Genomic DNA, 15574 nt, shown 5'->3' with positions numbered 1-15574 from the left:
ATTCTTAATACTGGCTCAAAAAGCGAAATAAGTTCAATGATTTTAGGGAGATATTTATCTAAGGTATATTTTTAATATTGATGACAGCAATAAAATAAAAACAATTAACACTATTTTTCATAAATCTTTACTATTTTTCCGATAGCGCCGTTAAGGATGAGAAAAATATTCTTCAAAATATTAAAACTTAATAAATGAGATTAGACGTTTAGTTGTTTATCTCTGAAGATAGAAATCAAAAGCCCTTTTTTAATATTGGAGAGAATCAAATTCTAACCTTATGTTTAATATGAACATTCATAGTTCTATTTTTCAATGCATTGCCCTTCACTAGTTATAAGTTATGAGTATCTAGTTGATTTATGAATTTGGCTGAAATGATTGAGTATTTGAGTATAGTCATCTATGTAACCTCAAAAAACCTTAGTGAACTTTTTTCACAACAACTATTTCTAAATAGATTCTTGAAAAATTTTGCGTAAAATTTTACTCTCCTCGTGACATTCATGACCTTATTTTGGTCAATCCTCACTTCTATTACTCATTAAATAAATACTAAGTTGATAAGTTTTTTTAATAATCTTTTATGTGTCGAGATTTTATTTATTGATGAGTCTAATTTAAAAATTACATTTTGCTTAGGCTATTTTGGTATTCAAAATTTAAGCCTAAGCATTTGAAGATTTTCTTAAATTAGAAACTATAGGTGAAAGCCACTACACCTAAATTTTTCTGTTTTTCGTTATAGCGGTTCTTACCACCAAAAATATATTGTCCACTCAATCCGAGTTCTGGTGTCAAGGCATAATCTAGCCCGATAGATGAGAAGCGATAAGCAAATTCTCGTTTTGTATCACCGAGCTCTAGACCTTCATATTTCCCATTATCATTAAAATAGCTCGCTGCAGCACTTGCTGTAGCAGATAATTTATCATTGAGTTGGTGGGTATATATTACGTTTAGATAAGTATCCCCTTGGTTTGCATACACGACATCATATATATATGCAGATAAACTGGTTGATAAAGAGTTTTTATCATTGAATTGGTGTGTGGCAGTTACCCCCATTTCATTGGAAGTTGTATTTGACGTGTTCGGATAGAAATAAGTGGCATTCCAAATATTCCAATTTGTCCTACCAGTATCAAAACTATAGCCGACAATAAAGTCGTGCTCTAATTTATCAGTTTTACGGCGCTTATCACCTTGAAGTTCAGCATAAGAGTAGCCTAATGTAGACCCCCAATACCCGACATAGAAGTTGTTATAACTGAGGTTTAGACCTGTTTGAATTGCGAGGTCATCATTTTCTGGTGCATTTGTTAAACCACGTGAAATGTATTTGGAGGTTAATGTGACATATCCATCAAATTGAATTGGTGAATTTGTTTCTTGATTCGTAGAGTTTGCATAACTGGGTAAAATAATAAAGCTAGCAGTGCTCAACAGCACTGCTTGAGTCGTTTTAATCATCATAAAATTTATAATTAAGAAAATAAGGGTGAAGTTTCTGCACGATAAAATGGTGCATCTGAAGGGGTTAAAGCAGGTCGATTACGAATGTGATCAGCAATCTTCTCGGCCATCATGATCGTCGTTGCATTGAGATTACCAGTAATAATCAGCGGCATGATAGAAGCATCGACCACTCGCAACCCATCTATTTCATGGACACGACCGTAACCATCTACAACAGCTAAATCATCTTCACCCATTTTACAGCTACACGAAGGATGATACGCTGTTTCTGCATGATTTTTTACAAATTCATCAATTTGCTGATCTGTTTTTAATGCTGAACCTGGACTAATTTCTCTACCTCGATACTGATCTAATGCAGGCTGATGCATAATTTCTCGTGTAATTCTCACTGCATCACGGAATTCGCGCCAATCTTGTTCAGTGCTCATGTAGTTAAATAAAATGCTCGGATGATCAAAAGGATTTTTCGAGGTTAAGCGAATTCTTCCTCTTGACGGCGATCGCATAGATCCAACATGTGCTTGAAAACCATGTTCATTGATTGCATTGGTACCATTGTAGTTAATTGCAATTGGTAAAAAGTGATACTGGAGATTCGGCCACTCAAACTCATCACTAGAGCGAATGAATCCACCTGCTTCAAACTGATTGCTTGCACCAATTCCTTTACCCAAAAACAGCCATTCAGCGCCAATTTTAGGTTGGTTATACCATTTTAATGCAGGGTAAAGACTGACGGGCTTCTTACATTGGTATTGAAGATACATTTCTAAATGATCTTGCAGATTTTCACCCACTCCCGGTAAATCTTGCACAACCTTTACATCCAGTGACTCTAATAATGACTTAGCTCCAACCCCCGAACGCTGTAAAATTTGAGGTGATGCAATAGCACCTGCGCACAGCAATACTTCTCGCTCAGCATAGACCTTGTGTAAATTAGTTGCATCTTGACCAAGAATGTATTCAACACCGATAGCTTGTTTTTTTTCAAATAAGATTCGATTGGTTGTGGCATGCGTAATAATCGTTAAATTCTGACGACCTTTAGCCATATCTAAATAGCCACGAGCGGTACTGGAACGTCTGCCTTGAGGTGTCACCGTACGATCCATTGGACCAAAGCCTTCTTGTTGGTATCCATTTAAATCATCCGTACGTGGATATCCAGCTTGCACACCCGCTTCAACCATTGCATGAAATAACTCATTATTGTCTGACTTTGGCGTAGCAACACTTACTGGGCCTTGATCACCGTGATATTCATTTGCACCAATATCTCTAGACTCTGCTTTTTTATAGTAAGGTAAACATTCAGCATAGCGCCAATGACTGAGTCCTTTCATTTGAGACCATTGCTCTAAATCCATGGCATTCCCACGGATATAACACATACCGTTAATTAATGATGAACCACCTAAACCTTTACCACGTCCACATTCCATACGGCGGTTATTCATATGTGGTTCTGGATCGGTCAAATATGCCCAATTATAACGTCGACCTTGTAAAGGATAAGACAAAGCAGCAGGCATTTGAGTTCTAAAATCTAAACGGTAGTCAGGGCCACCCGCTTCAAGGAGCAGAACTTTAATATCTGGATCTTCGGTGAGTCTCGCTGCAAGTACATTCCCAGCTGAACCTGCACCTATGATAATGTAATCATATGTCATAGTGTTATCCTTAGGCTTTAAATACAGATTGAAATGTACTTAATTCCACTTGTACCGATTTGATTTGCGTGTAGTGTTGTAAAGTTGTTAAACCATTCTCTCTTCCTACACCAGAATGCTTATAGCCACCGACTGGCATTTCAGCTGGCGATTCACCCCACGTATTGATCCAACATATACCTGCTTCAATTTGGTGGATGATTCGATGTGCTTTGACAATATCAGGGGTAACCACGCCAGCAGCCAATCCATAAGAAGTATTATTAGCGCGACGAATCACTTCTTCTTCTGATGTATATGTCAAAATACTCATCACAGGACCGAAGATTTCTTCTTGAACAATGGTCATCTCATCTCGACAATCACTGAAGATTGTAGGCAGTACAAAAGCACCATTTTTTAAATGATCATCTGTTGCTCTAGAACCACCACACACTAAACGTGCTCCCTCCCTTTTAGCAGAATCGATGAATGCCAAAATTTTATTCATATGCGCAAAGCTAGATACTGGTCCAAAATTTGTTTCTGGATCGAGCGGATTACCTAAGCGGATATAAGGAATACGTTCTAATAGCTTTTCTTCAAATTTTGGCTGTAATGATTCTGGAACAAACACTCGTGTCCCATTCGTACAAACCTGTCCAGAACTATAGAAATTTGCCATCATTGCAATATCTCCAGCTAAGTCTAAATCAGCATCTTCACAAATAATTAATGGTGACTTCCCACCCAACTCCATCGTGACTTCTTTAAGACTCGATTCAGCAGCTTGAGCCATCACTTTTTTTCCAGTGCTCACACCACCAGTAAATGAAATTTTCGCAATATCTACATGCTGGCTTAAATAGGCACCAATATCACCGCCCCCTGTTACAACATTGAATACCCCATCTGGCACTCCAGCTTCGGTATAAATTTCTGCCAATTTAAAGGCTGTTAATGGGGTAATCTCGCTGGCTTTGAAAATCATTGCATTCCCCGCCGCCAAAGCAGGTGCTGACTTCCATAAGGCAATTTGAATTGGATAATTCCATGCTCCTATACCAGCTACAATTCCCAAAGGTTCACGGCGTGTATAGACAAATGAATCTGTTCTTAAAGGAATCTGTTGACCCTCGAGTACAGGTAAAATTCCAGCGTAGTATTCGAGTACATCAGCCCCTGTCACAATATCTACAGTCGATGTTTCACTATATGCTTTACCACTATCTAAGGACTCAATGGTGGCAAGTTCATCATTTCTTTCACGTAAAATAGCTACAGCTTTATTTAAAATTCTTGAACGCTGCATATAAGTCATTTCAGCCCAAACTTTCTGTCCTTGTTTGGCAGATAGAATGGCTTGATCCACATCCTGTTGAGAACATGCTTGAATGGTCGCGAGAACTTGCCCCGTGGCTGGATTAATCGAATCAAAAGTTTGACCTGATTGAGCATCGACGAATTGTCCATGAATATAAGGACGTTGTAATGGGAATTTATTCATACGATTAGCCTCAGATATAGTAAATATTAAAAATTATTGTGTAAGTTGCTGTTGGATAAAGGCATGGCAAAGACGGATAGAAAGATCAGTATCAATCTCACTTCTTGTTAATGCGCCCCTTAACCAGAACCCATCAATTAATGCAGCCAACCCTTGAGCTGCTTGTTCAGCTTTTAGGGGGCTTAAACGTTTTAAAAACTCATGTTTTAAATTTGAATGTAGACGACAGTGATTCACTTGCTGTAATCGGTGTAGATCGGGTTGATGCAAACTAATAGCCCAAAACGCGAGCCATACTTTCATCGCGGCTTGATTGGTCTGAGGAGTAGCAAAATTCGCTTTAACAATCGCCATTAAACGATCTTCTGGAGAATGTCCAACCTCTGATTTTAGATCCCTTACACTTTCTCCAAGTTGCTGTAGTAAATAGCGCATGGTTGCCTCAATCAATCCATTCTTGCCACCAAAATAATGACTAATAATACCCGTGGAGACACCTGCTCTTTGCGCGATCTGTTGAATGGATGCATCAGCAAAACCGAGCTCATTTACAGTGGAGAGAGTGGCATCAATCAATTGTTGACGACGAATGGGTTGCATACCAACTTTTGGCATAAGATGACCTAAACTTACAGGAGATTATAATTAGCGTTTATCAATAAGAACGCTGTAACATTAGTAAACGTTTTTTTAATTGAACGTTCAATCAATAAAAATTATAGTGCTATTACTTCCATGATGTACAGCTCAGTTTGTTTTGTATTTGCAAAAGTTTGTAATTGTGGATCAAGCAAGCTTCTATCAGGATATAAATCGAACTGCGCTGTAGATCATTTCATTACTCATTGAATGGTCACGGATTTATGCATAACAAAAATGATCAAAAGCAGGATAGTTTGAATAAGGTCGTGTTCTATGTATCAGCATCATTGATACTTTTGTTTTCGATCACCACAATTTTGTTTAATGAAGCTGCTAATAACGTCATTACACAAACCCTCGATTGGGTAAGCAGAACCTTTAGTTGGTATTACCTGTTGGCTGCGACACTCTATTTTGTCTTTATTGTATTTATCGCATGCTCTCGATATGGCGAAATTAAATTAGGACCTAAACACTCTAAGCCTGAATTTAGTTTATTGAGTTGGTCTGCAATGCTCTTTTCTGCGGGTATTGGTATTGATCTCATGTTCTTTTCCGTGGCTGAACCTTTATCGCATTACATGAACCCACCTGTGGGTGAAGGACAAACCTTTGAAGCAGCACGTCAGTCCATGGTATGGACCTTGTTTCATTATGGTTTAACTGGTTGGAGCATGTATGCATTGGTTGGTGTAGCCTTAGGTTACTTCAGTTATCGTTATAACCTTCCCCTTACGATCCGTTCAGCTCTCTACCCTATTTTTGGGAAAAAAATTAACGGCCCTATAGGTCACACCGTAGATACAGCTGCCGTATTAGGTACGATTTTTGGTATCGCAACTACCTGTGGTATTGGTGTCGTACAACTCAATTATGGTCTTCATGTTCTTTTCGATCTACCTGAAAATTTGTGGATTCAAGCTGGTCTAATCGGGATCGCGGTGGTCATTACTGTCATTTCAGTAACGGCAGGTGTGAATAAAGGGATTCGCGTACTTTCCGAAATCAATATCTATGTCTCGATTGGATTACTCCTCTTTATTCTTTTGATTGGTAATACAGAATTCTTACTCGCAGGCTTAATCCAAAATTTAGGTGATTACCTCAGTCAATTCCCGAAATTAAGTTTAATGAGTTTTCCATTCGAACAACCTAAAGAATGGATGAACAGTTGGACGCTTTTCTTTTGGGCTTGGTGGATTGCATGGTCGCCATTTGTCGGTCTGTTTTTAGCACGAATTTCTCGTGGTCGTACCATTCGTGAGTTTGTATTTGGTACGTTGATTATTCCTCTACTATTTACATTGACTTGGCTATCCATCTTTGGAAATAGTGCGCTCCACAATGTAATTTTTGATGGTAATGCACAACTTGCAACAACCGTTTTAGAAAATCCAGCTCATGGTTTCTATGACCTACTTGCACAATATCCTGGTTTTACCTTCTTAGCAGGTATCGCAACAATTACAGGATTATTATTTTACGTCACTTCTGCAGACTCAGGCGCTCTTGTATTGGGTAATTTCACGACAAAATTCACCAATATCGAGCATGACTCTCCAAGATGGCTCAGCGTATTTTGGGCTATAGCCATTGGTTTACTCACCTTGGCGATGCTGATGGCAAATGGTATTACTGCCTTACAGAACACAACCATCATCATGGGTCTGCCTTTTAGCTTTGTCATATTCTTTGTAATGGCGGGTTTATACAAATCCTTGAGATTGGAAGATTTCAGACAAGCCAGTACTAGCTTAAATGCCGCGCCAGTCGTGGGCAATGTGGATATTCTCAATTGGAAAAAGCGACTCAGTCGCGTAATGCTTCATCCAAGCCATGAACAAACATTAAAAATGTTAGATGATGTGTGTAAACCTGCAATGGATGCCGTGGCACAGGAACTTTTATCCAAAGGTGTCAAAGTCGATGTGAATACCAAGCCTCTTGAAGATAATGCTGAGCTTTATCATTTGGATCTGATTATTCACTTGAATGAAGAAGAAAATTTCGTATATGAGATTTGGCCCGTTCGTTATGACACCCCAAACTTTAGTACCCGTGCTAAACGAACAAAGCGTTATTACTATCGTTTAGAAAGTTACTTATTTGAAGGTTCGCAAGGTAATGATTTGGTCGGTTACAACAAAGAACAAGTGATTAACGACATTTTGGACAAATATGAACGTCATATGATGTACCTTCATATTAACCGCATCAGTCCAGGTAAACGTCCACAATTTCCTGATCGTGACATTTAGTTAGTAGTAGCTCATCTAAACAAGGAAAATGACCATGTCAGAAAGTCTAAACGCCTTTGCTCTATTTTTTTCGTTGCTTAATCCCTTTTTAATGAGCATTTATATGCTTGGGATTATTCGAAATTCAGATGCAAAAGTTTTTAATATGGCGCTGATCCAAGGTAGTTTGATTAGCTTTGTGGTTTTTGTCATTTTTGCTAAAACAGGTGAAGCCTTCTTTAATGATGTACTTCATGCACGATTTGAATCTTTCCAAATTTTTGGTGGAATCATTTTCTTGGTGATTGGATACCGTTATGTATTTGAAGGTGCTGATACGATTGGGGTCATGCGTGGAGCACCAAACCATTTGGCTGGTACGATCGCCATGCCTTTTATGATCGGTCCAGGAACAATCTCTGCATCTGTAATCACTGGCATTCAATTAAGTTTATGGCAGACGATCACAGTCATCTTTATGACCTTATTCTTAACCTGTAGTCTTTTGATATTAATGAAATATTTGCATGATAATTTACAGCATAAATATTCTAATTATATCGACTTATATGTAGATATCGTGGGTCGTGTTGCTGCATTGCTTATCGGTACGATTGCCATTGATATGATCGTGACTGGTGTTACTGGGATCATCAATGGCTAATTGAAGGTTGTTGTTGATATTTATAAAAAAGGAGTCTTATCATTGACTCCTTTTTTTAAACCCTAATATTTAGAATCTATATCCGATATTTAAACTATACACCGTTGGATCTACGTCCACACTTCCTACCTTTTCTCCATTTACTTTTACATCAGTTTTGATATCCGCATATCGGATATCAGCACCAACACTCCATTGAGGGTTCAATTGGTAATCTACGCCTATTTGACCAGCCCAACCAAAAGAATCTGAGAGATCGAACTTATCACCACTATATAATCGGTCATTAAAAAAATAGGTGTAATTTAAGCCCAGACCCACATAAGGTTGTAACTTTTCATTGGGTAAGAAGTGATATTGCACACTGAAAATTGGAGGTAAATGTTTTGTTTTTGCGACTTCATTACCAGCAACATTAATTTTATGCTCTGGTGGCAAACCGACTAATACATCAAATGCGATATTTGGTGTATAAAAAAAAGAGATCGTACCAGTGACTCCCCAAGCATCATCTATTGTGACGGGTGCTGTTCGATTAAAAATACTACCTGGAGAAGATGTGGGATCAATATTGCTAATCGCACCTCTTATCTTCCATTTATAATCTGCGCTGTGCGCATTAGAACTTAATGCCATGGTACTCAATAAAATCGCGAATAAACCAAAACTTAATTTATCATTCATATCATTACCCATTTTTTATAAATATCTGAAATTTTGAAGATTGTTAATCAATTAAATTGAATGCTTTAGATCATATCGATAATTCTTTTTGTTGGTTATTTTTTATTCTGATTTGTTTTGATGATTTTTTATTTAAGAAAATTTATTCAATTTAAATGGATTTTTGGAATATTGTTTTTAATTTAAGTGAGGAAAGAACATACGCCTAATTTGGATTCCAATCAGTAATGATGAAACAAGAAACAAATCTTATTGACCTTACCACAATGGGAAGGTTTAGAATGATCGTGACCTTATTTCAATCAGCATATGGAGTTAAGTATGTCATCTACTTCAACTAAATCTATTCAAATCAAAATTGAAGGAATGACCTGTGCTGCTTGTGTAAGCCGAGTTGAAAACTCATTAAAAAAAGTCGATGGTATTCAAGATGCCAGTGTGAACCTCGCCACTGAAATAGCTCAAATTGTGTTAACAACAGACGTAACAGATCAACAAATCATTCAAGCCGTAAATAAAACAGGTTTTAAAATTAAAAAATGGGCAACAATAAAATTAAAAATTTTAGGCATGACTTGTGCTGCATGTGTGAGCCGAGTTGAACGTTCTTTACTAAAAATACCAGGTGTATTAGCAGCACAAGTAAGTTTGGCAACTGAGATAGCAAGCATTGATCTACTTTATCAAGTTCCTGTTGATCAAGTTATTGAGCGTATTGAAAGATCAGGGTTTGAAGCTGTACTTGAACAGCAAACGATCACAGCACTTCCAAATCGCGAACTTGAATCAAAAAAAATTCTCAAGCATTTTATTATCGCACTTGTACTCAGTTTACCTATATTTATCATTGAAATGGGCTCGCACCTCTTGCCTTCATTTCATCATCTTATAGGTACTTACATCAGTCAGAATCAGAGTTGGTTATTCCAATTTATTCTTGCGACTTTAGTTATTTTTATACCTGGACGGCATTTTTTCACACAAGGTATCAAGTCACTGATAAATTTACATCCTGACATGAATTCTTTAGTGAGTTTAGGATCAGGAGCTGCCTATTTATATTCTATTGTTGCTACGTTCTTTCCAAGTTTATTACCACAACAGTCAGTACATGTCTATTACGAGCCTGCAACACTCATTATTACATTTATTTTGTTAGGCAAATATCTAGAAGCACGAGCTAAAGGTCGAACTTCTGCAGCGATTCAACATCTGATTGGCTTACAACCTAAAACAGCGCGAGTTAGAGTATCTGACCTCCAGACTAAAGATATACCGATTGATAAAATTACAATCGGTATGCAGGTTGAAGTTCGGCCTGGTGAAAAAATTCCTGTAGATGGCGTGGTTATTTCAGGTGAAGGCTTTGTAGATGAGTCAATGATCAGTGGAGAATCTTTTCCAATCCACAAATTGATGGGTTCAGAAGTTGTTGGGGGAACCTTCAACCAAAATGGATTTCTTGTCATTGAAACCAAGCATACTGCTGAAAGTAGTATTTTATCTTCAATTATTCAGTTGGTTGAAAATGCTCAGACACAAAAGCTCCCCATACAATCTTTAGTCGATAAAATCACCTTATGGTTTGTTCCAGTTATCCTCTTGATTTCGATGATTACTTTCATCGCTTGGTTTGTGCTTGGACCTGAACCTAATCTCAGCTATGCTTTGATTAACGCCGTTTCTGTTTTGATTATTGCATGCCCTTGTGCGATGGGACTTGCAACCCCGATGTCGATAATGGTTGCGACGGGACGTGCTGCTGAACACGGAATTTTATTTAAAAATGCGACTTCACTTCAAAAACTTCGAGAAATTTCAACATTTGCATTTGATAAAACTGGAACATTAACAATAGGGCAACCTGCGATTAGTCATATCGAGATTTTCGCACCACTTACACTTCAGCAGGTTCTACAAATTGTTGCATCCGTTGAATATCATTCCGAGCACCCAATTGCTAAAGCGATTGTTCAATATGCATCCGATCATCATATAAAGATGATCGAAATTTCAGAATTTAAGAGTATTTCAGGATTCGGAATTCAAGCACAATTGAATGGTCAGGATATTAAAATTGGATCTGTAGAGTTCATTACTCGAGAAAATGCTAAGATTTCTCATGCACTCTCTCACCATCAAAGATTACTAGATGAAGCTCAAACACCCATCGCGGTCTCCATCGATGGTGAGCTTGCATCAATTATTTTAATCACGGATCAATTAAGACCTGAAACCTACGAGGTTATGACTCAACTTAAAAAGAACGACAAGCACATTGCTTTGATTACTGGCGATCATCAAAATGCAGCGCAATATGTGGCGAATCAACTTAATATCAATGCAGTTTATGCACAGGTCAAACCACATGAAAAGTTAAACATTGTTGAGACCCTTCAAACGCGATATGGAAATGTTGCTTTTGTTGGTGATGGGATTAATGATGCTCCAGCACTTGCGCAAGCTCAAGTCGGTATTGCGATAGGTTCAGGTACGGATGTCGCCATTGAAACGGCTGACCTTATTTTAATGTCATCAAATTTGAATAACTTATCTAAAGCCATCAAATTAAGCGAAATAACTATTAGAAATATTCATCAAAATCTGTTCTGGGCTTTTTTATACAATATTTGTCTGATTCCAATTGCTGCAGGTATCCTTTATCCCTTAACAGGTATCCTGCTCTCACCTGTTTTGGCTGCGATCGCAATGGCACTTTCTTCGGTATTTGTATTAGCGAATGCCTTAAGACTCAAAACTTTGAAATTAAATTAGCAGCTTAAAACAAAGGAAAGATCATGAATATTGGCGAATTAGCACGACGTTCAGGCTTAACTGCTAAAATGATTCGATATTACGAAAAAATCGATCTCATTTCTGTTCCGCTCAGAAGCGCTAGCGGTTATCGTGTTTACACAGAGCAAGACCTTTCGACTTTAAGTTTTATTAAACATGCTAAAGATCTTGGTTTTTCGATCGATCAAATCAAAAGTTTAGTTGAGCTTTGGAAAAATCCTGACAGAAAAAGTGCTGATGTGAAAAAAATTACAGATCAACATATCCACTTTTTGACAGAACAAATTCATTCGATGCAATCAATGATTTTAAAATTAAAGGCTGCGAGTCAGATGTGCTCTAATGATTCGACTTCAAACTGCAGTATTCTGAATAAAATTGAACATATTCAATCGTGACAGTGATAGATGTTAACTAACGCAAGAGGTTATTATGAAATTATTTATTGAAAATATTAGTTGTTCGGGTTGTGCTAAAGGTGTCACTGCATCTGTATTGTCACTTGATCCTAATGCAAGCGTCAATGTAGATGTTGCCAACAAAATTGCAGATATTCGTACAACATATAGCTTTGAAAAAATCGCTGAAGTTTTGACTGAAGATGGTTTCCCTCCTGAATTAAAAGATTAAATTGACATAAAAAAGGCGAAACATTGTTTCGCCTTTTTTGATAAAACGCATACCGTAGTATGCGTATTTTTAAAGAATTAATAAATGATTTGACCGTTTTGAAGTAACTGCTCCAACGTCAGATCTGCATTTTGAGGACCAATATTCAGCAATTGAGTAGCTTCAAATTGTGTACCTTCACCATCGCGATCGATTGAAATTACAGAATCTTTAACAGTGATGTATTTACTTAAGATATCCGCAACTTGATCAGTCGAATCAGTTGAGAATGTAGTTGAAGTATTAGCATCAACAAATAGTTGAGATACATCAATTACATCGACACCTGCTTCGAAATCTGACCACGTATCAAAACCATTTCCACCCGTTGCATCGGCTTCATCAAGTAAGTTGAAGATTAATTTATCCGCACCAGAAACAAGGTTGAAAGTATCATTTAACCCACCACTGCTTACTACATTCGCATTTTCATCGCCATTTATAGTTTGAGTATAGCCAAAGACAAGTTCAGCCGTATCTTGACTTCCATTAACCGAAGTAGTCACATAAGTAAACTTGTCCTCACCAAAAGAATTCTTAGATGGTGTGTATGTATAATTGCCGGTATGATCTATTTCAAGTACGCCGTGCTCACCTTGAATTTTGATCTTATCATTACCAAATTTCGTATAAGCAGTTTGGTTTTGAACTTGAATTGAAGTTACTGAATCAGAACCAAGATCATTATCGAAAATGTTACCAGTAACAGGTTCAAGTGATTGTGAGTCTGTAGGTAGATATTCAGTAATAACTTGTTCCATTTTAACAGAACCAGAGAAATATGAAGAACCTGTAACATTCAACTCCAAAGTATAAGATCCTGCAGGAAGATTATTAACTTTGATTGTGTTTGTTGTAGTTTTAGACACTTCTACATCGCCACTTGCCACTGGATTCCCAGCTTTATCTTTGACGATGTAAGTCATTTTACGACCATCACCATTAATTGCTAATGTTGTTCCAACAGTGAATGTAACGTCAGCTGTAAGATCTTTCTCATAGTAGACAACATCACCTGATTTTATTCCTTCGACTTTAAATGCTTTCGAAACAGATGAGCCACTAGTTGCACCAAGATTTTCACTATAAGTACGCTCAGCGATTTCTGCCTCTACATTAATCACATCATTAATGTCGTCGTTTGATAAAAATGAATCTAAACGAATATTTAATGTAGTAGTTGCTAACTCACCTGTATTAGGATTTTTCAAATGAATTGAGAATGTTTCTACATCTAATTGACTTACTTTAACATCTTTATTCAATGTATATACATAAGTGCCGTCAGGATTGACCGTTAGCTTACCAAACTTTCCTTGAACTTCTGAATCTTGAGAAGTATTGAAACCATTTACTTTGATGACAATGAAATCATCTAAATTTTCAGTAGTCACATCGCCATTTATTTTTTGACCTTCAACGACAGTTTCGTAAGAAATAATCTTATCCGATACTGGTGTTAATGTAATGGTAGGTAAAACAGCAATACCAACTGTACTACCAGTCGTAATGGCTTTATATTGGCCTGGTTCTAAAACTACGTCAACATTTTGCTGAGATTCACCATAAGCAACTACAGCACCAACGATTGTGAACCAATCAGGAGTATTTGAATAGAGCTCCCAAAGCCCAGTATCTTCGTTAAGTCTATAAATTTCAAGCGATACAGGAATTGCACCTAAGCCGATTGGGGCACCACCTGCGGCTTTAAAACTTACTTCTCTTAAATTACCTTCACTAACATTTATTTCAATGGCATCTTCAAAATTAGCAACATTTACTGAGGCTACACCACCAAGTCCAACACTCGCAACGATAACTTGATCAATCTTAGACAGTACTTCACCTTCAGGAATAGGTAATTCTGTAGGGACCAAATCTACGATAAAATTTTCATCAATAACGGTGTAGTCAACATCTTTATTGTTGATAGTAATATTCAATTTAGCTTCAGATGTCTTACCTGTTTCAGGATCCTTTATTTGGTAAATGAAAGTTTCAACTGCACCAATTGAAGGTTTCTTCGAGCTGTCAATCACGTAAGTATATGAACCATCGAATTTTACAGTCAACGTTCCATACTGCCCAGCGTATTCTTTAGTCCCATTAAGTCCAACTTCAACAAATTGCGAAGTTGAATCCTGTGGTTTTACAGCAATTTGTGTATTTAAGTAATACATATCATGACCAGATTGGCCTTCAACCTGATTAACATCAGATAAAATATTACCTGAAATTGATCCACTAAGATTCGTTGGGTTATTGCCGTCGTTTATTTTAAGCTCTTGAACTTCGAGACGATTACCTGAAGCAATTGCAACACCACTATTACTTTGGATTAGTACGCGATAATTACCTTCATCTAAAGTTATAGAGCCTGTTTTTGAACCACCAAATGCAACAACTTCTAACCAATCTGTGTACAGCTGATCGACTTCCCAAACATCTGGTGCTACTTCTTTCAATACAATTAGATTAAATTTATTGCCAAGACTTATCCCACCGCTAACAGCTTTTAAACTAATATCAGCAGTGTTATTTTCTTTAATATTGAATGACAAATATTGATCAAAATCTAGCGCACTGACATCGGCAGCACCACCAATACCAACTTTTGCTACTCCAAATCCTGTTGCTGAATTACCATCGAATCCTGTATCTTCAAATAATTGAACGACATCTGTCTTTAATACTGGTTGACCTTCAACCAACTCAATAAATGATATAACTGATGGATCAACTGTTGCCACTATATTCACATCATTATCAACAGCTAGAATTTCAACTACAGTTACTAAGCCATCAATCGCTGATTGAAGTTCTTTTTGCGCTGGCAATACAGATCCTTCAAGACTTGGATTCGGTTGATTAGGATCTTTATATTGCGAAATTACAGCCTTAGCATCTGCAATCTCTTTAGTTAATTCACTTAAAGAGTTTTCAGTATACTTATCACGAGCTGTTTCGTTTTGAACAACCTTGTTTTCTGCTTGTTCAACGAGTTTTTCAAGATCTTCAATTGATTCTGCTAATAATTTCTCATTTTCAGCTGCTTCTTGTTGTGCATTGGTTTTTAATGCAGCATCTGCAGCGTCTAATTCATCAGTTGCTTTTTTAACTTCTTCTTTAGTTACATTTTTTGATGGATCACGACCATCAGCAACGAGTTGTAAAGCTTCATTAATTTCTTGTTGAAGTGCATCACGTGTTTCATCAGTATATCTTGCTGACTCTTCCAACT

At 37.2% G+C, this 15574-nt stretch carries 11 protein-coding genes; 5 read left to right on the top strand and 6 right to left on the bottom strand.

What is annotated here, in order from left to right:
- Positions 1 to 693: 693 nt before the first annotated feature.
- The 4 genes from AC1M9M_RS00055 to betI are packed head-to-tail and all read right to left on the bottom strand — an operon-like array spanning position 694 to position 5256.
- A complete protein-coding gene (locus AC1M9M_RS00055) occupies positions 694 to 1473 on the bottom strand; it encodes a TorF family putative porin (protein WP_481595257.1) in 780 nt (259 codons plus the stop codon).
- A 14-nt stretch (positions 1474 to 1487) separates the two neighbouring features.
- Entirely contained in the window at positions 1488 to 3155 is a 1668-nt protein-coding gene (gene betA, locus AC1M9M_RS00050; protein WP_481595256.1) for a choline dehydrogenase, read from the bottom strand.
- A 10-nt stretch (positions 3156 to 3165) separates the two neighbouring features.
- Positions 3166 to 4641, bottom strand: a complete 1476-nt coding sequence (gene betB / locus AC1M9M_RS00045) for a betaine-aldehyde dehydrogenase (protein WP_481595255.1) — start codon at positions 4639 to 4641, stop codon at positions 3166 to 3168.
- Positions 4642 to 4674: 33 nt separating this feature from the next.
- A complete protein-coding gene (gene betI / locus AC1M9M_RS00040; protein ID WP_035268653.1) occupies positions 4675 to 5256 on the bottom strand; it encodes a transcriptional regulator BetI in 582 nt (193 codons plus the stop codon).
- Positions 5257 to 5504: 248 nt separating this feature from the next.
- On the opposite strand from betI, the gene AC1M9M_RS00035 reads away from it, so the two are divergent.
- Together AC1M9M_RS00035 and AC1M9M_RS00030 are read left to right on the top strand one after the other, a co-directional pair.
- Positions 5505 to 7541, top strand: a complete 2037-nt coding sequence (locus tag AC1M9M_RS00035) for a choline transporter (RefSeq protein WP_481595254.1) — start codon at positions 5505 to 5507, stop codon at positions 7539 to 7541.
- A gap of 34 nt (positions 7542 to 7575) precedes the next feature.
- A complete protein-coding gene (locus AC1M9M_RS00030) occupies positions 7576 to 8184 on the top strand; it encodes a MarC family protein (RefSeq protein ID WP_035268656.1) in 609 nt (202 codons plus the stop codon).
- Between the two features lie 69 nt (positions 8185 to 8253).
- Here the strand turns inward: AC1M9M_RS00030 and AC1M9M_RS00025 are convergent, their stop codons facing one another.
- Positions 8254 to 8868: an OmpW/AlkL family protein gene (locus AC1M9M_RS00025; protein WP_481595253.1), complete on the bottom strand. Its 615-nt coding sequence runs from the start codon at positions 8866 to 8868 to the stop codon at positions 8254 to 8256.
- Positions 8869 to 9177: 309 nt separating this feature from the next.
- Here AC1M9M_RS00025 and AC1M9M_RS00020 point away from each other — a divergent pair, with 309 nt between their 5' ends.
- Genes AC1M9M_RS00020 through AC1M9M_RS00010 form a run of 3 tightly spaced genes read left to right on the top strand, consistent with a single transcriptional unit; the run spans position 9178 to position 12294 of the window.
- A complete protein-coding gene (locus tag AC1M9M_RS00020) occupies positions 9178 to 11643 on the top strand; it encodes a heavy metal translocating P-type ATPase (protein WP_481595252.1) in 2466 nt (821 codons plus the stop codon).
- Between the two features lie 23 nt (positions 11644 to 11666).
- Positions 11667 to 12062, top strand: coding sequence for a Cu(I)-responsive transcriptional regulator (cueR, locus tag AC1M9M_RS00015; RefSeq protein WP_481595251.1), 396 nt, complete (start codon positions 11667 to 11669; stop codon positions 12060 to 12062).
- A 34-nt stretch (positions 12063 to 12096) separates the two neighbouring features.
- Positions 12097 to 12294 (top strand): heavy-metal-associated domain-containing protein, encoded by a 198-nt coding sequence (locus AC1M9M_RS00010; RefSeq protein ID WP_035268662.1) that lies wholly within the window; start codon positions 12097 to 12099, stop codon positions 12292 to 12294.
- Between the two features lie 77 nt (positions 12295 to 12371).
- Here the strand turns inward: AC1M9M_RS00010 and AC1M9M_RS00005 are convergent.
- Positions 12372 to 15574, bottom strand: a 3203-nt coding sequence (locus AC1M9M_RS00005) for a BapA/Bap/LapF family large adhesin (RefSeq protein ID WP_481595250.1), incomplete at its 5' end; no start/stop codon positions are given.

Source organism: Acinetobacter sp. ANC_7503, assembly GCF_056780035.1.
Note: the sequence above shows the minus strand (reverse complement) of the source record. Positions and strands in the feature narration are given on the sequence as shown.